Below are 24,021 nucleotides of genomic sequence, written 5' to 3' on the forward strand. Positions count from 1 at the left end.
GAGACCTTGCTATGCCACATATACTGTTAATTGATGACGATACAGAACTCACAAGCCTGTTGAAAGAAGTTCTCTCTTTTGAGGGGTTCGACGTATCGGAAGCAAACAATGGTGAAGAAGGACTAGCACGACTTAGCGATGATATTGATTTAATTCTGCTTGATGTCATGATGCCTAAACTCAATGGGATGGAAACTCTCAAACGTCTCCGAGAAGATTGGCAAACCCCAGTATTGATGCTCACCGCCAAAGGTGAAGAGATTGACCGTGTTATTGGTCTTGAACTGGGTGCTGATGACTACCTACCTAAACCGTTCAGCGATCGTGAATTACTCGCGCGAATCCGAGCAATCTTACGTCGCACTCAAAGCTCAGCCAATGGCAAGCAAAGTAAAAACTCAGACTGTGTCGAATACCAAGATATTCAAATCTATCCCGGCAAGCAGGAGGCTTACTGTCAGGGCCAACTGCTTGATCTGACCACCACTGAGTTCGCATTGTTGAGCCACTTTGTTCAAAACCCGGGACAGACACTAACCAAAGAGACCCTTAGCCTCGATGTTCTGGGCAAACGTCTAGCCGCTTTTGATCGCGCTATCGATATGCATGTATCTAACTTGCGGAAAAAACTTCCGGATAGAGAAGATGGTAAATCACGTATCAAAACGCTTCGTGGTCGTGGCTATCTACTGGTTGAGGAGGACTAATGCGACTTCCAAAAATCACCAGTCTGTACGGTCGTATCTTTGCGATCTTTTGGTTTACCATGTTTCTGGTGCTGATGGCGGTACTGTCTCTGCCTCACCTTGATCCAAGGAAAGCTCGTGATATTCCCGCCGATCAGTATGATCGTCTAATCGAACTCAAAATGACGATTGAGAAGCAGTTCGTCAACGAGGAAAACCTAGCCAATATTCTATTCAAACTGGAAGGTCCTTCTCGCTCGCCTCGTGATACACGGCCGCGCTTTTTTGTTACCGACCTCGACGGCAGCCTGCTCACCACACAAGATTCAAGAGAACATAGATCGAAAGCGCTACAAAACTTCATCACGAGTGTCGAGCTTTCAGGAAAGCCAAAACAAAAACTATACGGTCACTACATGTTTGCCGGCCCCCTACCTGTGACATTAGCAAAACAGGATCTATTACTGTTTGTTGGTGTAAAGTGGAACCAGCCACCTCCTTTCTTGCTGCGAATGTTTGACCGACCGTTCCAGCTATTATTTGCGGTAATGATCGTAAGTACGCCCTTACTGCTTTGGTTAGCGTGGGCACTAAGTCAACCCGCTCGTAAGCTTGAACGAGCGGCAAAGCGTGTCGCGAAAGGTGAGTTTGTTGTCGACCCTAGCTTGGAGAAAGGCACCAGTGAATTCCGCCAAGCAGGAGCTAGCTTCAACCAAATGGTTGAGGCCGTGAACCAGATGATCTCAGGTCAACAGAGATTGCTGTCCGACATATCCCATGAACTTCGTTCTCCTCTCACTCGTCTGCGCATGGCAAACGCGCTTGCCACCAGAAAACAAGGGGAGAGCGCGGAATTAACTCGCATAGATACCGAAGCGCAACGCTTAGAGCAGATGATTGCTGAACTTCTTGAGCTGTCAAGAATGCAAGTCGACAGCCACTTAAATCGAGAGCTACAGCCCGTCAGTAGTCTATGGGAAGCCATCCTTTCTGATGCTCAATTTGAAGCAGAACAAATGGATAAAGAACTGGTTTTCACTCCCTTGCCAAGTTGTGCAATATCAGGTAATCCCAAGTTGCTGATGAGTGCGGTAGACAATATCGTCCGCAACGCCATCTACTACGGAAAGGATCGTATCGAAGTTCAAGTGGTAGAGTCCAACCAGTACATTACGATCACTGTTGATGACAACGGTGATGGGGTACCTGACCATGAACTCGATGCGATCTTCCGCCCTTTCTATCGCGTGTCAACGGCTCGTGATAGGCACAGTGGTGGTACCGGACTAGGATTAACCATCACCGAAAGTGCAGTAAGGCAGCACAGCGGAACCGTGAGTGCAACGCGCAGCAAGCTAGGTGGACTGTGCGTGACGATCACACTCCCTCTCCATCACTAAGTATCCCTACAAAATCACTACATCAGACTTGGCGGCTGTGGCAAGCCGCCTTATACTTTCAGGCCTCAATCCTGTCAGTAATTAAAGAATCACAATATGTTTGATATCGCCCTATATGAGCCTGAGATCGCACCTAATACTGGTAACATTATTCGTCTATGTGCCAACTGTGGTGCCAACTTACATTTGATTGAGCCACTAGGGTTTGATTTGGAAGAGAAGAAAGTACGTCGCGCAGGGCTCGACTATCATGATCTTGCTCGCGTTATTCGACACAAAAGCTATCAGGCATTTGTGGAATACTTAGAGAAAGAGCGCGGTGACTATCGCATCTTTGCCTGCACAACAAAAACCACAGGTCATCACGTCGACGCTCAATTCCATAAAGGTGACGTGCTGTTATTCGGCCCAGAAACTCGCGGCCTACCCGCTGATTTGATTGAAAGTATGCCTATGGAACAGCGCATCCGCATTCCAATGATGCCTGATGCACGCAGTCTCAACCTCTCCAATGCGGTGGCGATCATTGCTTTTGAAGCGTGGCGTCAAATGGGCTTTGAAGGGGCGCAATAGCGAGAAGCGAGAAGCGAGAAGCGAGAAGCGAGAAAAACTTGGAAGGGTTGACAGTGTATATCAACCCTTTTCTTTTAAAATCAGACAATTAGACTTAAGCGTTAGCCAGCGCTGCCTGCAACTTTCGACTCACTCACCACAAGAGCCTCTCGAAGGACGAAGTCCGTTCTCGGAGCGAAGCGATCTAGCATCTCGAAGGGCGTAGCCCGATCTCGAAGCGCAGCGTTCTGGCTTTTCTCAGCACTACGGGCGTGTAACGAAACCTACTGCTTGGTATGCTTTCTTCAATGTTTCAGCAGCACGAGCTGACGCTTTTTCCGCACCCTGTCTCATCACTTGATCCATGTAAGCACGATCAGCGCGGATACGATGGTATTCAGCTTGGATAGGCTCAAGCATTGCGACAAGGGCTTCGCCGACATCTTTCTTGAACGGACCATACATTTCAACGCCTTGGTACTTAGCTTCAATCTCTTCAAAGCTTAAACCCGTCGCTGCCGAGTAAAGACCCATCAAGTTAGAAATACCGGCTTTGTTATCCCAGTCATGCGCGATACGTGGTGGTGTCTCTGCGTCTGTTTGAGCTTTGTTAATCTTCTTAATGATTGACTTAGGCTCTTCCAACAGAGTAATCACGTTTTTACGGTTATCGTCTGACTTTGACATCTTCTTAGTCGCATCTTGAAGGCTCATCACGCGTGCATTCACTGTTGGAATATACGGTTCTGGTACTTGGAAGATAGGCTGCTCTGGCGAATAGATGTTGTTAAAACGGTTAGCAATATCGCGTGCTAACTCCAAGTGCTGCTTCTGATCGCTACCTACTGGCACTTGGTGAGCACCGTAAAGCAGGATGTCAGCTGCCATCAATACAGGGTAGTCAAACAAACCCACATTCACATCACCGAACTGGCTAGAGGTATCTTTTGAATAACGAGCAGACTTATCTTTAAACTGAGTCATACGACCAAGTTCACCCATCTGGGTATAGCAGTTAAGAAGCCAACCAAGTTGAGCATGCTCTGGTACATGAGACTGAACAAATAGCGTGCTCTTTTTCGGATCAACACCAACGGCAAGACAGATTGCTAATGCGTCAAGCGTCGCTTCATGCAGTGCCTTTGGATCTTGGCGGACAGTAATTGCATGAAGGTCTACTACACAGTATTGGCAATCATAATCGTCCTGCATTTGTTGCCATTGACGTAGAGCACCCAAGTAGTTACCGATACTTAGTTCACCTGATGGTTGAACACCACTCAATACAATGGGTTTGCTCATGGGAATGATTCCTTTGACTTCTTAATCTAAATATATGAAAAAACCGTGTCGATTCAGGTTCTCAATCACCTAGTGACACGGTTTACTCAGTGTACTCATTAACGAGTATTTTGGAAGATATTTTATTGCACTTACGCGCAAACCGTTACAACATCGACTAAATCTGCGATGGTGTCCGCGACGTAATCTGGCTCAGAGTCAGAGATTGGCTCACCGTGGTTGTAGCCATAAGTCAGACCAAATGAGTAACAACCTGCATTCTTCGCCGCTTTGATGTCATGGCTTGAATCGCCAACCATCAACATTTCTTCAGGCTGGCAGTTGTGCTTCTCAAGCAGCCAGTTAAGTGCGATGGGGTTAGGTTTTCTTTCAGGGAAAGTATCACCACCAATCACATCTACAAAGTATTGGCCAATGTTATGCTGAGCCAACACTTCAGGAACAAACTTGGAAGGTTTGTTGGTCACCAGCGCCATCGTAAAGCCAGCACGGTGCAGTTCAGCCAAAGTCTCTTTTACCGCTGGGTATAAATGACTTAACTTGTGCCCGCCTTGTTGGTAATAATCATCAAATAACACACGAGCCTTGGCATGCAATTGTGGGTCAAGATCAGGTGACACGGTCAAACTACGGCTAAGTGAACGCCCGATAAGAATATCAGCACCGTTACCCACATAGTCTCGAACTTGCTCTTCAGTGACAGAGGGAAAGCCCAATGCTTGAACGGCTTGATCAGCCGCTACCGCGAGATCAGGTACACTATCAAGCAAAGTACCATCCAAATCGAAGGCAATCAGTTTAATACGCTTATTCATCGAATTACTTCACCTGAGCCAATTCTGCGCGCATTTGGTCGATCACTTGTTTGTAATCTGGCTCGTTAAAGATTGCAGAACCGGCTACGAACATATCTGCGCCAGCTTCCGCGATCTCTTTGATGTTATCCACTTTCACACCACCATCGATTTCCAAACGGATATCGCGACCCGATTCGTCAATCATCTTGCGCACTGCACGTAACTTATCAAGGGTATTTGGAATGAAAGACTGACCGCCAAAGCCTGGGTTCACTGACATCAGTAGAATCATATCCACTTTGTCCATGATGTACTCAAGGTGTGACAGAGGGGTCGCAGGGTTGAGTACAACGCCCGCTTTACAGCCGTGCTCTTTAATCAGTTGTAACGTACGATCAACATGCTCTGATGCTTCGATATGGAATGTGATCATCGATGCGCCAGCTTTGGCGAAATCTGGAACGATGCTATCAACCGGCTTAACCATAAGGTGAACATCAATCGGCGCGGTAATACCGTAATCACGCAATGCTTTACAGATAGGTGCGCCAAAAGTCAGGTTTGGTACGTAGTGGTTATCCATTACGTCGAAGTGAACCACGTCAGCGCCTGCTGCGAGCACTTTTTCAACGTCTTCACCCAAGCGAGCAAAGTCTGCAGACAAAATCGATGGAGCGATAAGGAAATCTTTCATACCTGACCTCTAGTAGTAATTGGCATCATTGCATTCAAAACAGATTCTCTGAATTACAGAGCATTTTGCGCGCAATTCTACCTAAGCTAAAGGTCAGAAGATAGGAAAGCTTGATGAAATGTGATTATTCACTGTCTGTTGGCTTAAATAGCGCTAGCAGTTCATCGACTTTATTTCGCCCTGCACCATTGCGGCTTATAGTACGCTTCACCTTAACCACGTTAAGCTCTGCGCCATGATATAAGCGACGAGTGAGTGTTGTATCGTGGTTAGAGATAAGAACTGAGATTCCACGTTCTACCGCAGCTCGCTCGGCAACATCCGCCAAAGCGGCCTGATCATCTAAGCTGAACCCATTGCCTGCGTATGAGGTAAAGTTCGCTGTGTTAGATAACGGTGCATAAGGAGGATCACAATAAACCACACTGCCCTTTCGCGCACGCTTGAAGGTCTCATGGTAGCCTTCACATACGAAAGTCGCCTTCTTTGATTTTTCCGCAAAGAACTCTAGCTCTGCTTCAGGGAAGTACGGCTTCTTATACGAACCGAAAGGGACATTAAACCCACCCTTCTTATTGTAACGGCATAAGCCATTAAAACCAAAACGGTTCATATAAAGAAATGCTAAGGAGCGATACATGACATCGTCAGTGGCATTAAACTGCTGACGAATATCGAGATAAGCTTCCTTACGATTATTCTCAGCACAGAACCAACGCTTCGCTTCCGAGATGTACTCTTGTGGATTTACTTTAAGAAGGTTATACAGGTTGATCAGATCCGGATTAATGTCTGCCAGCAGGTATTGCTCGTAGTCCGTATTGAGGAAAACAGAACCAGCACCTACGAACGGCTCTACCAGTTTACGAGCTTCAGGCAAGTGACGCTGGATATCTTCGACAAGTCCGTATTTACCCCCTGCCCATTTCAGGAAGGCTCGCTGCTTCTTCATCTACTGCTCTATCTATCAACCACAAATTAAGGCTGCGGAATGTAACATATTTTGTAATTAATCTCAGGCTATTTTGCGGTGAAAAACAATCTAGTTCTCTTGGCTGCCACGATCTATCTCGCGTTGAACTTGATTCAACGACTTTGCCCACGGATCCAGTTTTTGTAACTCACTCGATAATCCAGCCACTGCATCACGTGCAACCTGAATCGTTGGGTAGTTTTGATAGGTGATAATGTACCATTCAACACCATTGCGTTCCGTTGGATAAATAAACACTTGGTTAGCAAGTTGATGCTGATCGATAAATTTCTGAACTTCTTGAAGTGAGCTAACGGCAGCAAGCTGCAAAGTGTAGCTGCGCGAAGAAAAACTCTTAAGTTCATCTTTAGTAAAGGAGAACTTAATGACCGTTTCTGTTGTTGATGGCGTCTGTTCTTGAGGCGATACCGCTTCTTCAACCGGAGTCGGTTCTTCGACCATAGATTGTTCAACCACCTCATCGATCACGCTGGTATCCACTTGTTCAGGTTTCCCTTCCATCAGCGCATCGACAACGTCTGATGTGATCACTACACGCTGTTGGGCATCATCGGCAGTACCGACACTTGTTACCTGCTCGGTGACATCGGGCGGCAAAGCCATAGAGTCATCAACCGCATTCACCAAGGTCTGATCTATAACGGGCTCTGATTCAATGATAACTGCGCTAGCTTCTGTTTCAGATTCACTTTCAGGGAGAGTAGGAATCACCGTCTGCTCCATCGACTGGGTAATTTGCTGTGCTTTGTCGTCCGCAGATGGTTGCATCATCATCCACCAGTACCCGCCACCGATTAATAACAGCAAAGTAATAACCAGTAATGCAATATTCACCGGAGAACCCACTATCGAGCGGATAATAATCCTTTTTTCCACTTTATAATCCCCTAACGCCATGATCTCGCCAGGGCGGCGAGCGACCGTCCGATACGCGTTGCGTACCCGTTTTTCCATGTCATCTTCGACAAATCGAATCACCAAATGTTCAAAAAAACGATCCGCTTCCTGCTGGCTAAGTGGTTCAATTTCAAGATCAATTGGTTTGTGTTCCTGACCATAACTTAAACGAGTTAGGAGCGCATCCATACTGTTAGACTCTGCAAACAACAGCACATTAACAGTCCAGCTCGGGTTGGTTTGCGCTTCAAGCACTAACATCCAAAGCTCAGACACAAAAGACTCACTCAGCAGATGAGCATCATCCACTGCGATAACCACATCACAGCTTTCACCTTCCATTAAGCGCGCAAAAGATTCCACAAGAGGGTCGGATGGGTTAAATAGCGGCTCGGACACGAGCTGAGTTAAGATTGTCGAGCGACGCTGGTCATCACCTTGGTTGGCATGACACATGAGTAGAGACTGGTTTTTATCTTGAGCCCACGCTTCGAGATAGCATTGCGCTAGCCAAGTTTTTCCAGCTCCCGGAGCTCCTCCTAATGTCACCAAGTTTGAGCCAAAATTAGTTAACAGCTGCAATCGTTCCAGCAGTTCTGTCTGAGAGTCTAATTCCAACACACGTGGATCATGCGCCAAGCTCATTTGCGTTATCCTAATGACAATATGAGTAGTACCAAACCAACATCATTGATGCCAGTTTGGTATTACAGACTAGAAGAATTATACGGTGCGTGCGAAGTCGATCGCTTGCTCAAGTACCGACTCAGGAACACCTTTTACTACTTCGGCTGTTCCTATACTGGTAGGCAAAACCAGTCGAAGTTCACCAGACAATACTTTCTTATCGCGCATCATGTGCTTGATAAAATCAGCAAATGACATCTGCTCCGGTGTATGGACTGGTAGTTGTGCTCTCTTCAGTATAGAAATAATTCGCTCAACTTGCTGCTCAGTGATAAGCCCTTGAAGCTGTGCGGTTTTTGCTGCCATCACGGTACCTGACGAAACGGCTTCTCCGTGTAGCCAATTACCATAACCTAACTCAGCTTCAATCGCATGACCAAATGTATGACCTAGGTTCAGCAATGCGCGAATTCCCGACTCTTTCTCATCCTGTGCAACCACTTCCGCTTTGATTTCACAACAACGTGCAATCGCGTAAGTCAGTGCTTGCTCATCCAGTTGATATAATCTGTCGAGGTTCTCTTCTAGCCAAACAAAAAATTCAGGATCGTAGATGATGCCATACTTGATGACTTCAGCCATCCCCGCCGCAAACTCACGACTCGGCAAAGTTTTCAAACAATCAGTATCAATCACGACCGCTTTAGGCTGATAAAAAGCCCCAATCATGTTCTTGCCAAGCTTATGGTTTACTGCTGTTTTTCCTCCCACCGAGGAATCAACCTGAGAGAGTAGCGTTGTTGGGATCTGAATAAAATCGACACCACGCTGATAACAAGCCGCAGAGAAACCGACCAAATCACCAATCACGCCACCGCCTAGCGCAATAACCACAACATCACGGGCATAGTTGCCTTCAAGCAAGTAACTCATGACGGTGTTAAAGGTATCGAGTGATTTGTATTGCTCTCCATCTGGTAGCTCTAACACAGAGGCTTGACAGCCAAGTTGTTCTATAAGAGAGAGGATTTTATCCGCGTATAAAGGCGCCACCGTCACATTGGTGATGACGACAACTTTTTGTTTTGCAGATAAGAAAGAAAGGTGGGCCGGATCATTAAATAATCCGGCGCCAATTGAGATTGGATAGCTACGTTCACCTAAGCTGACCGTAATCCGTTCCATGGGTATTCTCCAGTTGCTAAAAGTCTTAACTTTCTTCTAGCATTTTTACGATCTGGTTGGCTACCACTTTTGCACTTTGATCGTCTGTACGTACTGTGTAGTCCGCAATTTCTTCGTAAAGAGGGTTACGTTCACCCGCTAGGGATTCCAACACTTCACGTGGACTATCAGTTTGTAATAATGGGCGCTTCTTGTCGCGGTTAGTACGCGCAAGTTGCTTCTCAATTGTTGTCTCTAGGTAAACAACAATACCGCGAGCAGAAAGGCGATTGCGGTTTTCTTTGCTCTTGATTGAACCACCACCTGTTGCAAGTACGATACCTTGCTCTTCAGTGAGGTCATTAATCACTTTTTCCTCGCGAACGCGGAAGCCTTCTTCACCTTCTACGTCAAATACCCAAGCGATATCTGCGCCTGTGCGTTCTTCGATGACAGTATCTGAGTCAACAAACTCCATATGAAGCTGTTGAGCTAGATGTCTACCAATTGTGCTTTTGCCGGCACCCATAGGGCCAACAAGGAAAATATTGCGTTTCTCAGCCATGTTTAGCAGTAATTTACAACGTTAATTCAATGACATCGCCACAAGAAAAGCCAGTATAGTACTAGCGATGGAAAAGCTTGTGGCACCGATTCCTCACAGATAATTCGTGATAAGACCCGAAATTATCTAGATAAGGTGCCATTAATGCAAATTTATTTTCGCACCTCAGAGAAATCTGACTCAGTGACTATGGTTGGAGTGACGAAAATCAGCAACTCGCTTTTAGCGATATTTTGGTAAGTACGACGAAACAGCGTTCCCAGAATGGGAATATCACCAAGCATAGGAACCTTATCTATAGAATCAGTCACACTGTATTGATAGATCCCTCCCAGGACGACGGTTTGACCATCGTTGACCAAAACTTGCGTCTCGAGTCTCTGAGTATTGATCGCCAGCGCTTCATTTTTCCCCGCTTTGACCACATTACCTGGCCGGTCTTGAGTCACGTTCAAATCGAGTATCAATTTATCTTCAGACAAAATCTGCGGTGTGACCTCTAAGCTCAGTACCGCCTTTTTGAATTCAACACTAACCACACCTTTATCCGATGTTTCAAAATAGGGAATTTCTGTCCCTTGCTCTATGTAGGCTGCCTGTTTATTTGTGGTCATGAGTCTCGGTCTTGATATGACCTCCGCCTTCGCTTCTGATTGCATTGCTGACAACTCAAGATCGAGTAATACATCCGAGCCTAAAGTCGCAAGCTGAAAAGCGATATTGGCGGCATTAACTGAAGTCGAACCGAGGTTGACATTCAGCATTTGGTCGAGGGTAAATTCTTCAAGTGTATTTTCCTCAATACTGCCCCCTATCACCGTGTTTCGGTTTGTGCGATCTAATCCCCATCGGACGCCCAACTCGTCCAATTGCCCTTCATCCACTGTGACAATACGAGCCTCTATCTGCACCTGCTTGAGGGGAATATCCAGTGAACGTACGATGTTTCTAACGCCTATCACATTAGGTTCTAAATCATGAATAAGTAGAGCGTTGGTGCGCTCATCAACACTCAGGGTGCCTCTCTCTGATAGATACGGGTTACGGCCACTTTCATTGTTACTTAGCATCAGTAACAAATCGGCAGCCTTAGCGTATTTGACCCAAATAACCTCCGAGATCGCCTGTTGTCGTTCCCTCTCCGATCGAGTGCTATTTAGAATCTGTTTTTCCCGCTCTTCAACTTCAGATAATGGCGCAACGATGATCACCCCATCTTCGACCCATTTCCCCAGTTGTTTTGACTTGAGAATGGTATTAAACACCTGCTGCCAAGAGACCTTAGTGAGTCGTAAAGTCAGATTCCCACTAACCGAATCTGACACCACAATGTTAAAATCGCTGTGTTCCGCCAACAACTGCAATACGATTCTCACTGGAATATCTTGGAAGTTAATCGACAGTTGGTCTCCATCCACCTCTACCTCATTCCTTTGCTGGTCGCTGTATTCGTCGCGACCTGTAGACTCCAGCGCATTAGCAGTGCTATCACTTGTCCATATACATAGCATCGTGACAAGCAACCACAGTGATAGAGAGTGGATGTTGCTACTCATTTTCCTCGGCCAAGACTCACTCATAAGATACCTTCTATTTACTCAACGCAGTTTGAGAGAATGTCGAACTGACCGCCGTTCTGGTTCAGAAAGCACTTCTCGCATCACGACTGAGTCAGCCGTTATCTGCTCAACTACCATTGTTCCCGAATCGAGAGATTGCTCTGTCGTCGCACGTTTTATCTCTCCTTGAGGTGTTTGGAGAAACGCAGAGGCTGCTTTCGCACCAATGATGGTGCCTTTGAGTAACCAGTTGTTGAGCGGACAATCAATCGTGGCCTGGCACGTTGATAATTGGTTCTCGACGCTATTATTTTGAGTCTGAATCTCGATGACTGGCAGCTCAAACGGATCTCGAACCGCCCGTTTAGCACTAAGACCTTGTGCATCCCTAGCCAATAATACAGATGCCGATGCCTCAGTAAGATAATCCATCTTAGATGCCACGAGTTCTTGCTTGGCTAGGCATCCTTTTGCCATCAAGCCAACCACTAAGGCAGAGAGAACCTTAGTCTTCATTGTTCTCTCCAATCAACAACTGATAAAGATAGACCCGCAGTCGGAGTTTCAATGGCGAATTTGCCTCTGCGCTATTTTGCCAATGAACCTCTTCAACGACGATCACTTGAGGGAGTTGAGCGAGATCGCGGATAAATGCTCCGATATCAAAATAGCGCCCACTTAGCTCAATATTGATAAGCTGGCGATAGAATAACCGGTCCATGTCTTGCTCTTGCACTTCGATACGAGTGAATGTCAGGTTTCGCTCTACACCAAGCCGGTTCATTTCAACCACCACATCGGTGATATCGGGTTGAGACAAGAAGGGGGCCGAGATCTGCCTCTTTTGTTCCAGTGCCAGACGGTAGTTCGCTTTAATGTCTGCCAATTCAGCAAGTTTCACCAAACTCTCATCAATCAGCAATTGCAGTTGTTGTTGCTGTTTTTCAGTGACGACGACTTGGGCTAGTTTTGGGGTTAGATACCATTGATAACCAATACCCTGTATAAACACGAAAAAGAGTAGAGTGATGAGTAGTTGGTAACGCAATGGCCATTGTGACCATTGTTCAATGTTGAAAGTTAGCTTAGCCATTTGGGAGTCCCTCACTGCCATCTAGCGAAAATGAGAGCTCCGCTTTGTGGTAAAGAAGGCCAGAAAAGTAACTGTCATTGGTTATCGAATGAATTCGGACCTGTTGGCACCGTTGGCAATTTTCGAGTGAGTCTAGTAGTGCTCTGATATTGGCGATCTCTCTGCTGATCGCCACCATTTCAATCTTATTCCCCACCATCTGAAGGCTAACGAGATACACACGTAACGGGATATAGACAGGAAGTGATTCAATAAACTGAACGACGGTGTCGGTTCGTTGCTTCAGCTCAACTAATTCTTCATGATGCCCACGGACGTTATTCAGCTCTCGCCGCACATTGTCCAACTCTCCTTGTTGCTGTTTTGTCTGTGCTAACTCTGAGTTCAATAATGCCAAGTGAGATAGCTTGATATCAATTTGGTGATCAATATAGATACCCGCCCAACCTTGAATAGCAAGAGCCACCATAACACCTGAGTTAACTAACCACTTCAAGCGCTGCTTTTGTTGGTGCCTGCGCCATTCTCTCCAAGGAAGTAAATTAACGTTATACAGCACTCTTCGACTCCAACCAGCTAACACCTCGCAAGGCCGCTCCGGTGGCGATCGCAAATGCCCCTCCCTCTAACTCACTTCTTGGCACGCGACAAGACGACCACTCTAGTAGTTCAAAGGGATCAAGTACCTGACATTCTAGCTTTAAGTAAATGTGTAGCCATTTAGAGAGTTTTGACAGCTGCCCTGCCTCTCCGCATAACCAAATTCCCTGAATGTTGACATTGTAGATGGATGCAATGAGCTGAATTTGTCGTTTTAGCTTCTCGACTAATCCTTGCGCGAATGCCTTGAACTGGCACTGTGATAAGGCCGGCTTATGCTCATCTTCATTGCCGACATGAATATCCTTGCAATAAGGAGCATGAAGAGGAAAATCAATACACACTGTCGATAGATGCCGATCGATATTGATGAGCATCCAGTCATTGCGACCTAACTGACTCGCCGCCAGTTGCCAAACTCGGGCTAGGCTGTGTGAACGAAGGTCTATCAGCAGCGGGGACATTCCTGCGGCTCGCAGCACTTCAATTCGATTATTCACGACACCCTTTTTGGTCGCGAAAACTTGAAACAATCGAAATTGATCGGTGTTTTGCTCCTCCAGTTCAACGTAATCTAAGCACAACTCCTCTACAGGAAAGGGGGACTGAGACGAAAAAGCATCGAGAAGAGCAAATTCTATTTCATGCCGACTAGTGGCACTATCTATCTGTAATACTTTACTTATTACTGAATTATCAGCGAGAGTAAGTGCTACTTTGCGACTAATTCTTGGTAAAGTCTTCCTTAGTTCTTTGAGTTTCTTTACAATTTTCTGATAATTTAACATGTGGTTATCAGAGAAAATGCCAGCTTCAATCGGTAACTCTTGGTAACCTACCAGTGCGTATCTGCCCTTGTATGGTTTAAGTACGACCACTTTTATACTGTGGTGGCCGATATCAATACCTGAAACTACTGATTTACCCATGCTGCTAATGCCTTATAGTTGCTAAGCTCTTATGCGTAAGTGAATGGTTCAATAAGCACATAAATGATTGAGCTAACTGTTAGCTTAAAATACAAGGGTTTGCATATAGTGAACCCAATTATTCAGGGAATCTCCGGTGAAGTTCATAAAGCGTTTGTTTATTTTCACACTGATTTGCATATTTCTTGGAATCGGAACTATTTTCGGTTTCTATTTATATGTCAAACCCGAGCTACCAGATGTAGCCACCCTAAAAGACGTTAAACTGCAAACTCCGATGCAGGTATTTAGTCAAGATGGCAAACTGATCTCTCAGTTCGGCGAAAAACGTCGCATACCTGTCGCCTATGACGACATTCCCCAACATCTTATTGAAGCGCTTATCGCAACCGAAGATAGCCGTTTCTATGACCACCCAGGTATTGACCCAATTGGTATTACTCGAGCGGCGGTTGTGGTGGCACTTTCTGGCTCAGCGAAACAAGGTGCGAGTACCATTACGCAGCAGCTAGCGCGTAACTTCTTCCTCTCCAACGAGAAGAAGATAATGCGTAAAATCAAAGAGATATTCATTGCCATCCATATTGAACAGCTTCTAAGCAAAGAAGAGATCATGGAGCTGTACGTCAACAAGATTTTCTTAGGCTACCGTTCATATGGCTTTGGTGCCGCTGCACAAACCTATTTTGGCAAAGAGCTTAAAGATTTAAGCCTAAGTGAGATTGCCATTTTAGCGGGCATGCCTAAAGCTCCGTCGACAATGAACCCAATTTACTCATTAGAACGTGCCACTCATCGACGCAATGTTGTTTTACTTCGTATGCTCGATGAAAAATACATCACGCAAGATGAGTACGACCAAGCTCGTGAAGAACCGATCATGTCTCAATACCATGGCGCTGAAATTGAACTAAGTGCACCTTATGTAGCTGAACTTGCTCGTGCTTGGATGGTTGCACGCTACGGTGAAGACGAGGCATACACCTCTGGTATGAAGATCTACACCACGGTCGATTCTAAACTGCAAGCCGCAGCAAACGACTCTGCGATTAACAACCTACTCGCTTACGATGAGCGTCACGGCTACCGCGGTGCTGAGAAAGTGTTGTGGAAAGAAGACCAAGCCGCGTTTGAACAAGCCCAAATAGATAAAACTCTCAACGATGTACCAAGCTACGGTGAACTCATCCCTGCTGTTGTCACTAAGGTTGAAAACAAACAAGCAACCATCTCAGTAAAAGGACAAGGCATTCAAACCTTAACTTGGGATAACATCAAATGGGCACGTAAGTTCCTAACGGATGACCGCCAAGGTCAGTCACCATCAAACGCAAAAGAAGTGCTCAAAGCTGGTGAACAAATCTGGGTACGCCAAGTCAAGATCACCTCAGATAACGACGAAGCAACATTTGCATGGCATCTCAGTCAGGTTCCAAATGCTAACACGGCTTTCGTTGCTATGAATCCTGAAAATGGCGCTGTACTTTCTCTGGTGGGTGGCTTCAACTTTGTCCACAACAAATTTAACCGTGCGACACAATCGGTACGTCAGGTAGGTTCAAGTATTAAACCATTTATCTACTCTGCCGCGATCGACAAAGGAATGACCCTAGCATCGCTGGTCAATGACGCACCGATTAACCAATGGGATCAAAGTCAGGGAACAGCGTGGCGTCCTAAGAACTCACCACCAACCTACATTGGCCCAACTCGTCTACGTATTGGTTTAGCTCAATCGAAAAACGTGATGGCAGTGCGCGTGCTGCGTGAAGTCGGCCTTGATGAGACCCGTGAGTACCTAACGCGTTTTGGTTTTGAACTTGATCAGTTACCACGCTCAGAAACAATTGCACTCGGCGCAGGCAGCTTAACGCCAATCAAAATGGCGCAAGGCTATTCTGTTTTCGCCAACGGTGGTTACTATGTGGAACCTTTCTATATTAGTCGCGTAGAAGGACCATTTGGAGACCTAGAATTTGAGGCCACACCTAAAACCATCTGCCGTCAGGGCTGTGAGTCAGCGCAAAGCATTAGCGGCCAATTTGCTGAGCAAGACGTGACAGAACAACAGCCACCCCAGTATGCACCTCAAGTTATTTCTGAGCAGACTGCATTCTTAATGCGCGAAATGATGTACAGCAATATTTGGGGTGGCGGTAACTGGCGTGACGGTACTGGCTGGAACGGCACAGGTTGGCGAGCTCAATCGTTAGAACGTCGTGATATAGGGGGTAAAACCGGTACCACAAACGACTCTAAAGATGCTTGGTACAACGGCTATGGCCCAGGTATGGTTGCAATCGCTTGGGTTGGGTTTGATGACCACAATCGTAATCTAGGGACAACCAAGCCAAACAGCAACTTGGATAAAAATCAGATTTCAGGTGCAGAAGCGGGAGCCAAAACCGCTCAACCAGCATGGGTAGACTTTATGCACACCGCTTTAGTTGGGGTACCTGAACAAACGAAAGTCATCCCTGAAAACATTGTCCGTGTTCGCATCGACAGAGACTCAGGTCTACTTACCAATAAGTTTGATTCAAGCTCCATGTTCGAATATTTCCTTGAAGGAACAGAACCGACTGAGTTTGTCACCAATGAGCTCTCAAACAGCATCTATACCTCAGAAAATGGTGGTGAAGAGCTGTTCTAACCAATAAAAAAGAGGTTGATGTGCAGACATCAACCTCTTTTTTTATCTCAGTATTCTACGCCTGCGATTGCGCTAACTGATGTGCAATGGCTTCAGCAAGCTGCTCGAAACGAGCTCTTAAGGGAGACCCTGGGCGGTAAGCCAACACGATACTACGTGAAGGCACAGGATTGATCGCCTTAACGTAGCAAACGCCATCCTTCTGCTTCTCTTTTGGCAATGACAGCTGAGGCAAGAGTGTAATTCCCGCGCCTGCGGCAACCATGTTTCTCAGAGTTTCCAAACTGGTTGCTTTAAAGCGCTCGTCATCTTTCGCACCTGCGGCAAAACAAAAGCCCAAAGCCTGATCACGTAGACAGTGTCCATCACCCAATGCCAGCACAGTTTTGCCATTGAGTTCCAACATATCAAGTTCATCAAGATCAGCCCATTCATGGCCACAAGGAACAGCGACACTCAGTGGCTCATTGTAGATCTCAATCTCCTTGAAAGGCGCCGTTTCTGTCACAGCCGCCAGAACAAGACAGTCAAGTTTGCCATCCTCTAGCTGGCGCACCAATTGATGCGTTTGAGCCTCATGTAGAAACAGTTCTAAATCCGGAAAACGCTCTTTTAGCATAGGGACGATTTTAGGCAGCAGATAAGGTCCGACTGTCGGAATAAAACCGATATGCATTGGCCCGACCATCTCACCAGCTTGACCACTGGCCATATCTCTAAAGGTTTTCACCTCTGCGAGAATTCGCTTTGCTTGGTCAACCAATTGCAACCCCGCGTCGGTAAACAGTACCCTGCGGCTGCTTCTTTCCAGTAGGGCCGCTCCTAATTCATCTTCTAGTTTGCGGATCTGACCACTCAACGTAGGTTGACTGACGAAACACGCCTCAGCAGCTTTACGAAAATGTTTGTGCTCAGCGAGCGCGACTAAATACTCAAAATCTCGAATATTCATAATTGGTTGTTTCTCCATCCTAGTAGATAGAAATTATCTATCAAAACCATAGCATTAAACGATTAGAGCTATCAAAGGATTTTTTTAATAATAGCTTCATCGAAACGGCGCACAGTGAAAGCACTGATAAGACTTACCACCAAATTACATAAAATCAAAAGGAAACAAATATGTTTGCATCTAAAGAAGGTCAAAACGTACCACAAGTTACTTTCCCAACTCGTCAAGGTGATGCATGGATTAACGTAACCACTGATGAGCTATTTAAAGGTAAAACTGTATTAGTATTCAGCCTACCTGGTGCGTTTACTCCGACTTGTTCATCAAGCCACCTACCTCGTTACAATGAGTTGTTTCCTGTATTCAAAGAGCATGGTGTTGATGAAATCCTATGTGTATCGGTCAATGACACATTCGTTATGAACGCATGGAAACAGGATCAGGAAGCAGAAAATATTACCTTCATTCCTGACGGTAACGGTGAGTTCACAGACGGTATGGGTATGCTAGTTGACAAAAACGACCTTGGCTTCGGCAAACGTTCATGGCGCTACAGCATGCTGGTTAAAGATGGCGTAGTAGAAAAAATGTTCATCGAACCAAACGAACCAGGTGACCCGTTCAAAGTCTCTGACGCTGACACAATGCTTGCGTACATCGCTCCTGACTACAAAACACAAGAATCTATCACTGTGTTTACTAAACCAGGCTGCCCATTCTGTGCGAAAGCGAAACAAAACCTGATTGACCACGGTCTTCAGTATGAAGAAGTGGTTTTGGGTAAAGATGCGACAACCGTAAGTCTACGAGCAGTCACTGGCCGCTCTACAGTTCCTCAAGTTTTCATCGGTGGTAAACACATCGGTGGCAGCGAAGAGCTAGAAGCTTACCTAGGCTAATAAAACCCTCGGTCTCCCGCGCCACTGCGGTGCGGGGGACACCTAAATTCTACTCCTCCCCAGTCTTGATAAGTCGTTGTCTCAAGGCAGTCCCACGACTTATCCAGATTGATACAAACATAGATTCAAATCCTCAAGCTTTCTCACTCGGAAACGCTTGGAGTAAACAGCGAGACCCAATTATGAAACAGTTAAATGTCGATGTTGCCGTTATTGGTGGTGGTACAGCAGGTTTAGGCGCATACCGCGCAGCAAAAGCACATACAAACAGCGTTGTGATGATTGAAGGCGGCCCATACGGCACCACTTGTGCTCGCGTAGGTTGTATGCCTTCGAAGCTATTGATTGCTGCGGCTGAAAGCGTTCACCAAATCGAAAAAGCACCAGGTTTTGGTGTTCATCCTCAAGGCGAAATCGTGATTAACGGCCGCGAAGTGATGGATCGTGTAAAACGTGAACGTGACCGTTTTGTAGGCTTTGTACTGGAAGGTGTCGATGAGATCCCAGCAGAAGACAAGATTGCTGGTTACGCAAAATTTATCGACAACAACACCTTGATGGTGGATGACCATACTCAGATCCACGCGAAACGTATTGTTATCGCGACGGGTTCACGTCCAGCATACCCTGCGGTTTGGAACGAACTCGGGGATCGTCTCATCATTAATGACGATGTGTTTGACTGGGATGATCTTCCTCAAGCTGTTGCTGTATTTGGCCCTGGTGTTATTGGTCTTGAACTTGGACAAGCGCTGCATCGTTTAGGTGTCAACATGAAGCTGTTTGGTCTTGGTGGTCAAGTAGGCCCAATCACAGACCCTGAAGTCATGGCTTACGCAGATAAAGCCTTCAAGCAAGAGTTTTACTTGGATGCGGACGTTAAAATCGAAAGCATGAAGCGTATTGACGGCACAGACAAAGTTGAAATTCTCTTTATTAATCAAGATGGTGAATTGGAAAGCTTTATCGTTGACTATGTATTGGCAGCCACTGGACGTCGACCAAACGTTGATAAGCTAGGCTTGGAGAATACCACTCTAGAGCTGGATGAGCGCGGCGTTCCAACCGCTGAATATTACACGCTGCAAACGTCAGTAGAGAGCATCTTTATTGCTGGAGATGCCAGCAACCAAATTCCATTGCTGCACGAAGCAGCAGATCAAGCGCGTATCGCAGGGGATAACGCAGGTCGTTTCCCAGATATTCGTGCAGGCCTGCGTCGTTCACCAATATCAGCCGTCTTCTCTGACCCACAAATCGCAATGGTTGGTGAGACCTATAAGCAGCTAACCACACGTTTAGGTAATTGTGGCTGTTTCGCGACGGGTGAAGTTTCATTTGAAAACCAAGGTCGATCTCGCGTTATGTTACGCAATAAAGGCATCCTTCACGTATACGGAGAACAGGGTACTGGTCGCTTCCTCGGTGCTGAGATGATGGGACCGAATGCAGAGCACCTAGCTCACCTGCTAGCCTGGGCACACCAGAATAAAATGACTGTGTCTGAGATGTTAGATATGCCTTTCTATCATCCGGTGATCGAAGAGGGTGTACGCACAGCCTTACGTGACCTAAACGCTAAACTACATCTAGGTCCAGAGATGATCAAACACTGTCTAGATTGCGGCCCAGGCTGCTAATCCAAAATCAAAAGCGAGCCTAAATGGCTCGCTTTTTTGTATCTGGTTGTGGAACAGCACGTTCTCTCTGGGTTAGGATATAAACCACTCAATACGCTCACTAATAAGCCACCAGCATGACATGCCAGTATTGTAAAAACAGCCAATGGTTTTGGAAAAAACTTGGCCGCTGCCAAAGATGTATCGATCAACTCTCTGTGCTTTCTGTTTTATGTTGGATTGTATGGTGGTTTACGTTTAAAGATAACCCGAAAACTATCGAATCGATCGCGCTTATTTTGGCTGGTTTTGCTTTCAACGGTCTACTCTTCCTGCACCTTTGGATGCGCTTTGTGATCCTTCCATGGCGAAAACGCAATGGCAAAGAGTAGCACCATAACAGCGAAGTGCTCGAGCCAATCAAATTTAGCGATACGCTAAAAAAGAAAAAGCCCCAAAACCAATATCTGGTTTGGGGCCTTCTTAGATTCTTCTAAGAAAAAGCAGTGGTATTTTTATAGACTCTGCTTAATCTTATTAGTTCAAAAAAAGAACGATCTTTTTTGATCTTTTTTTGATACATTCAGATTCAATCACTTACGCGACGCTGACGCGTGCAATGGCTTGCTCAACCAGATTGACTTCAAGTGCCACTTCGTCACAAGCGTGTTGCCTTGGACATTGATCGCAATCTTTTAGTACCTTCTCAGGCAATAATGACTTCGATGTCGGCAAGAAGGCCTGCTTCATAAAGAACTCTGGTGTTCTCGTTAGAACAAACACTTTTTTGATTGCCATCAAACGGGCTTTTTCTACCAAATACTGAACAATCGCACTGCCTTGTCCCTGTTTTTGCCAGCCAGCTTCAACACCTAATGAGCGAATTTCAGCTAAACCCGAGTCATACACATAAAGGGATGCACAACCAGTCACTTCCCCATGATGTTCCGCGACAGCAAATGAGCCAATATCACGCACAAGTTCGCTACGTGAACGCGGTAAGTTTTCACCCATATTCGCCCAGTAAGCCACCATACCTTCCAATGCTTCAATATCCGTCAGACGTGCTGGTCTCACCTTCACCGCGGAGGTATCACGTTTAATCAAACGCCCTTCGGCCTGCTCAACCGCATAGGCAACCTGCTTAGGTGAAACCCCACCTAAAGCGCTGCGTTTTTCTAAGCACGACTCGATGGTCAGAATACTGTATACATCCTCTTCGATAACGTCTGAAAACTCTTTGAGCTCAGCGATAGAAAGCTCTTCTAGAGCACTGCCTTTAGCAATCGCACCCACGACAGCAACACCAACAATATGGTGAGCTTCACGGAATGGGATCCCTTTCGCGACCAAATAGTCAGCCAACTCAGTCGCATTCGCATAGCCTTGCTTGGCCGCTTCAAGCGTACGTTCTTTATTTACCTTGATGCCGTCAAAGCAGAGTGCAGCCATCTCCATACAATCGTTCCACGTATCGAGCGCATCGAACAAGCCTTCTTTGTCTTCCTGCATATCTTTGTTGTACGCAAGAGGCAGAGCTTTAACCGTCATCATCATGCCTGCTAATGAACCGTAAACACGACCAGTTTTGCCACGAATCAGTTCAAGAGCATCAGGGTTTTTCTTCTGTGGCATCAGTGATGAGCCAGAGGTGACGGTATCAGCCAATTCGATAAAGTTAGACTCACCCGAGTTGTAAAAGATCATATCTTCAGCAAGGCGAGACAAATGCAGCATCGAAATAGAGGCGACAGACATCAGCTCCATAACATGGTCACGATCGGAAACTGAATCAAGAGAGTTACGTGTTGCTCTGCGGAAACCCAGATTATGCGCTAACACTTCACGATCGATCGGATAAGCCGTGCCTGCTAGCGCACCTGAACCTAATGGACAGGTATCAAGACGGGTAATCGCATCATGTAAGCGCGAGTAGTCACGCTCGAACATTTCCACATACGCCAAACACCAATGAGCAAAGGTCACTGGCTGAGCACGTTGTAGATGGGTATAGCCAGGAAGAACCGTATCCTGATGCTGTTTCGCTACCGATACCATCTGAGCTTGAAGACGATCAAGCGCCATAAGTAACTGCTGCCCTTGTTGACGACACCATAGCTTTAAGTCGGTTGCGACCTGATCGTTACGCGAACGACCAGTGTGGAGCTTTTTACCTAAGTCTCCCACTTTGCCAATCAACTGCTGCTCAACCCAAGAGTGGATGTCTTCCGCATCTGAGCGCAAAATTTGGTGTGGGTCTTCCATCACCTCTAGCTTGAGTTCATTCAATGCCAGTTCGAGCTTCTGCTGCTCTTCTTCACTCAGCACGCCAACAGACATCAGAGCCTTAGACCAAGCGATTGACCCTACAATATCTTGTTCAGCTAGTCGGTAATCGAAGCGCAATGAGTCGTTAAAGTCTTTGAATCTCGTATCTGCCGCTTGGGTAAATCTTCCGCCCCATAATGCCATCGCGTTTCTCCTGATTACCTTGCTCACTATTTGTGCTAGTAGCTATATTGCTTAAAATGACTCTGAATCTGATTCAGTTTTTATGATGAATCAAAGTTACGGCAAAACCCAACAAAAATAAAGTATTAATTCATTATTTTTACATATTTATTCACGATGAAATCTATCACTCATCTGCGATGAACATATACGTAAAAAGCCCATTTGGATACCAAATGGGCTCTAACTGTTAATGCATATCTCAATTATTTTTTCTGGCTATTCAACGCACGAATACGGCTTGATAGCGAGTAGAGACGAATGAAGCCTTCCGCGTGGCTTTGATCGTACACTTCGTCTTCACCGAAGGTCGCAAACTTCTCACAGTATAGGCTGTTGTCTGAACGCTTTTGAGTCACTGTCGCTTGACCTTTGTATAGTTTAACCACTACTTCACCGTTCACGTCCTGAGCCAGCTCTTCTGATGCAGCGAGAATCGATTTACATAGCGGTGTGAACCAACGACCGTCGTACACTAGATGAGATGCTTTTAGGCCTAGCTCTTCACGGAACTCAAATGATGTTTTATCCAGCACCAGTTGCTCTACTGCACGTAGTGCTTCCATCATGATAGTGCCCCCTGGAGTTTCGTAACAACCACGTGACTTCATACCAACCAAACGGTTCTCGACGATATCAATACGCCCTACACCGTGTTTAGCACCTTTTTCATTTAGGTAAACCAGTGCGTTGTATGGCGTCATTGTTTCACCATCAACAGCAACCACTTCGCCTTTTTCAACTTTTAGCGTGACATATTCCGCTTCGTTTGGCGCTTGCTCTGGATCAACAGTCCAAACCCAGCAATCTTCATTCGGCGCATTCCAAGTCTCTTCAAGAACACCACCTTCGGTTGAGATATGCCATGCGTTTGCATCACGTGAATAAATTTTCGTTAATGATGCGGTACACGGAATATTACGCTCAGCGAGGTAGTCAAGACACTCTTCACGGCTAACAAGATCCCACTCACGCCAAGGTGCGATAACGTGCAAATCCGGGGCTAGAGCGGCGAATGCTCCTTCAAAACGAACTTGGTCATTACCTTTACCAGTACAACCGTGACACAGTGCATCCGCACCTACTTTACGTGCTACTTCTACCTGAGCCTTAGCAATGATCGGACGCGCCATTGAGGTTCCTAGTAAGTACTTACCTTCGTAGTAAGCGCCCGTTTTAAGCGTTGGATAAATGTATTCCGCGACCATCTCTTCTTTTAGATCCGCGATATAACACTCAGATGCACCAGAAGCTTTTGCTTTTGCTTCGATACCTTCTAGCTCTTCTGCACCTTGGCCAACATCTGCGACAAATGCGATAACTTCACAGTCATAGTTCTCTTTTAGCCACGGAATAATGACTGAAGTATCCAGACCGCCAGAGTATGCGACAACAACTTTATTTACTTGAACTTTGCTCATCTTTCTTTTCTCCAAAATCCCGGCTCTGCGCTTGGCGGTCAGTGCTACGGGTTACATCCTGATTGTTTTTTTTGACTGCACCGCTACATGCGTTGCAGCTAATTCAT

The 24,021-nt window shown here is 46.0% G+C and carries 22 protein-coding genes; 7 read left to right on the plus strand and 15 right to left on the minus strand.

Annotated elements, in window-relative coordinates:
• Nucleotides 1-11: 11 nt before the first annotated feature.
• The 3 genes from DA100_RS04295 (at nucleotide 12) to trmL (ending at nucleotide 2,659) form a co-directional block, all read left to right on the plus strand.
• Complete coding sequence (locus tag DA100_RS04295; RefSeq protein WP_138971054.1) at nucleotides 12-707, plus strand: response regulator; 696 nt, start codon at nucleotides 12-14, stop codon at nucleotides 705-707.
• Nucleotides 707-2,086, plus strand: a complete 1,380-nt coding sequence (gene cpxA / locus DA100_RS04300) for an envelope stress sensor histidine kinase CpxA (RefSeq protein WP_138971055.1) — start codon at nucleotides 707-709, stop codon at nucleotides 2,084-2,086. Before DA100_RS04295 ends, cpxA begins: the two co-directional genes overlap by 1 nt.
• Before the next feature lie 96 nt (nucleotides 2,087-2,182).
• On the plus strand, nucleotides 2,183-2,659 hold the full coding sequence (gene trmL / locus DA100_RS04305; protein ID WP_138971056.1) for a tRNA (uridine(34)/cytosine(34)/5-carboxymethylaminomethyluridine(34)-2'-O)-methyltransferase TrmL: 477 nt from the start codon (nucleotides 2,183-2,185) through the stop codon (nucleotides 2,657-2,659).
• A gap of 243 nt (nucleotides 2,660-2,902) precedes the next feature.
• On the opposite strand, the gene trpS is transcribed toward trmL, so the two are convergent.
• The 12 genes from trpS to pilM all read right to left on the minus strand — a co-directional run bounded on the left by trpS (nucleotide 2,903) and on the right by pilM (nucleotide 13,859).
• Nucleotides 2,903-3,940, minus strand: coding sequence for a tryptophan--tRNA ligase (gene trpS / locus DA100_RS04310; RefSeq protein WP_138971057.1), 1,038 nt, complete (start codon nucleotides 3,938-3,940; stop codon nucleotides 2,903-2,905).
• A gap of 131 nt (nucleotides 3,941-4,071) precedes the next feature.
• The gene (locus DA100_RS04315) at nucleotides 4,072-4,755 is read right to left on the minus strand and encodes a phosphoglycolate phosphatase (RefSeq protein ID WP_138971058.1); all 684 of its coding nucleotides are present in this window, start codon (nucleotides 4,753-4,755) and stop codon (nucleotides 4,072-4,074) included.
• A gap of 4 nt (nucleotides 4,756-4,759) precedes the next feature.
• Nucleotides 4,760-5,431 (minus strand): ribulose-phosphate 3-epimerase, encoded by a 672-nt coding sequence (gene rpe, locus DA100_RS04320; RefSeq protein ID WP_138971059.1) that lies wholly within the window; start codon nucleotides 5,429-5,431, stop codon nucleotides 4,760-4,762.
• A gap of 124 nt (nucleotides 5,432-5,555) precedes the next feature.
• Nucleotides 5,556-6,383: a Dam family site-specific DNA-(adenine-N6)-methyltransferase gene (locus DA100_RS04325; RefSeq protein WP_138971060.1), complete on the minus strand. Its 828-nt coding sequence runs from the start codon at nucleotides 6,381-6,383 to the stop codon at nucleotides 5,556-5,558.
• Nucleotides 6,384-6,473: 90 nt separating this feature from the next.
• Complete coding sequence (locus DA100_RS04330) at nucleotides 6,474-7,967, minus strand: AAA family ATPase (RefSeq protein WP_138971061.1); 1,494 nt, start codon at nucleotides 7,965-7,967, stop codon at nucleotides 6,474-6,476.
• Between the two features lie 78 nt (nucleotides 7,968-8,045).
• Nucleotides 8,046-9,134 carry a 3-dehydroquinate synthase gene (gene aroB, locus DA100_RS04335; RefSeq protein ID WP_138971062.1) on the minus strand — a complete coding sequence of 363 codons (1,089 nt, stop codon included), beginning with the start codon at nucleotides 9,132-9,134 and terminating at the stop codon, nucleotides 8,046-8,048.
• A gap of 25 nt (nucleotides 9,135-9,159) precedes the next feature.
• The gene (gene aroK / locus DA100_RS04340; protein ID WP_138971063.1) at nucleotides 9,160-9,678 is read right to left on the minus strand and encodes a shikimate kinase AroK; all 519 of its coding nucleotides are present in this window, start codon (nucleotides 9,676-9,678) and stop codon (nucleotides 9,160-9,162) included.
• Between the two features lie 152 nt (nucleotides 9,679-9,830).
• A complete protein-coding gene (pilQ, locus tag DA100_RS04345; RefSeq protein WP_138971064.1) occupies nucleotides 9,831-11,258 on the minus strand; it encodes a type IV pilus secretin PilQ in 1,428 nt (475 codons plus the stop codon).
• Nucleotides 11,259-11,276: 18 nt separating this feature from the next.
• Nucleotides 11,277-11,753 carry a hypothetical protein gene (locus tag DA100_RS04350; RefSeq protein WP_138971065.1) on the minus strand — a complete coding sequence of 159 codons (477 nt, stop codon included), beginning with the start codon at nucleotides 11,751-11,753 and terminating at the stop codon, nucleotides 11,277-11,279.
• The gene (pilO, locus tag DA100_RS04355) at nucleotides 11,743-12,330 is read right to left on the minus strand and encodes a type 4a pilus biogenesis protein PilO (protein WP_171052135.1); all 588 of its coding nucleotides are present in this window, start codon (nucleotides 12,328-12,330) and stop codon (nucleotides 11,743-11,745) included. The genes DA100_RS04350 and pilO overlap by 11 nt, the downstream gene beginning before the upstream one ends.
• Entirely contained in the window at nucleotides 12,323-12,889 is a 567-nt protein-coding gene (locus tag DA100_RS04360; RefSeq protein ID WP_138971067.1) for a PilN domain-containing protein, read from the minus strand. Before DA100_RS04360 ends, pilO begins: the two co-directional genes overlap by 8 nt.
• Nucleotides 12,879-13,859 carry a type IV pilus assembly protein PilM gene (gene pilM, locus DA100_RS04365; RefSeq protein WP_138971068.1) on the minus strand — a complete coding sequence of 327 codons (981 nt, stop codon included), beginning with the start codon at nucleotides 13,857-13,859 and terminating at the stop codon, nucleotides 12,879-12,881. The genes DA100_RS04360 and pilM overlap by 11 nt, the downstream gene beginning before the upstream one ends.
• 136 nt (nucleotides 13,860-13,995) lie before the next feature.
• On the opposite strand from pilM, the gene DA100_RS04370 reads away from it, so the two are divergent.
• Nucleotides 13,996-16,512 (plus strand): PBP1A family penicillin-binding protein, encoded by a 2,517-nt coding sequence (locus tag DA100_RS04370; RefSeq protein WP_138971069.1) that lies wholly within the window; start codon nucleotides 13,996-13,998, stop codon nucleotides 16,510-16,512.
• A 55-nt stretch (nucleotides 16,513-16,567) separates the two neighbouring features.
• Here DA100_RS04370 and oxyR read toward each other — a convergent pair whose 3' ends face one another.
• Nucleotides 16,568-17,464, minus strand: a complete 897-nt coding sequence (gene oxyR, locus DA100_RS04375; protein WP_138971070.1) for a DNA-binding transcriptional regulator OxyR — start codon at nucleotides 17,462-17,464, stop codon at nucleotides 16,568-16,570.
• A 170-nt stretch (nucleotides 17,465-17,634) separates the two neighbouring features.
• Here oxyR and DA100_RS04380 point away from each other — a divergent pair, with 170 nt between their 5' ends.
• From DA100_RS04380 to DA100_RS04390, 3 genes are all read left to right on the plus strand, one after another.
• Nucleotides 17,635-18,363: a redoxin family protein gene (locus tag DA100_RS04380; protein WP_138971071.1), complete on the plus strand. Its 729-nt coding sequence runs from the start codon at nucleotides 17,635-17,637 to the stop codon at nucleotides 18,361-18,363.
• Nucleotides 18,364-18,545: 182 nt separating this feature from the next.
• On the plus strand, nucleotides 18,546-20,003 hold the full coding sequence (locus DA100_RS04385; protein ID WP_138971072.1) for a dihydrolipoyl dehydrogenase: 1,458 nt from the start codon (nucleotides 18,546-18,548) through the stop codon (nucleotides 20,001-20,003).
• Between the two features lie 116 nt (nucleotides 20,004-20,119).
• Nucleotides 20,120-20,374 carry a DUF3624 domain-containing protein gene (locus DA100_RS04390; protein WP_138971073.1) on the plus strand — a complete coding sequence of 85 codons (255 nt, stop codon included), beginning with the start codon at nucleotides 20,120-20,122 and terminating at the stop codon, nucleotides 20,372-20,374.
• 205 nt (nucleotides 20,375-20,579) lie between these two features.
• Here the strand turns inward: DA100_RS04390 and argH are convergent, their stop codons facing one another.
• Complete coding sequence (argH, locus tag DA100_RS04395) at nucleotides 20,580-22,454, minus strand: argininosuccinate lyase (protein ID WP_138971074.1); 1,875 nt, start codon at nucleotides 22,452-22,454, stop codon at nucleotides 20,580-20,582.
• A 245-nt stretch (nucleotides 22,455-22,699) separates the two neighbouring features.
• Nucleotides 22,700-23,914, minus strand: a complete 1,215-nt coding sequence (locus DA100_RS04400; protein WP_138971075.1) for an argininosuccinate synthase — start codon at nucleotides 23,912-23,914, stop codon at nucleotides 22,700-22,702.
• Nucleotides 23,915-24,021: the final 107 nt, after the last annotated feature.

This window comes from Vibrio sp. Hep-1b-8, assembly GCF_006124995.1.
Taxonomy (GTDB): domain Bacteria; phylum Pseudomonadota; class Gammaproteobacteria; order Enterobacterales; family Vibrionaceae; genus Vibrio.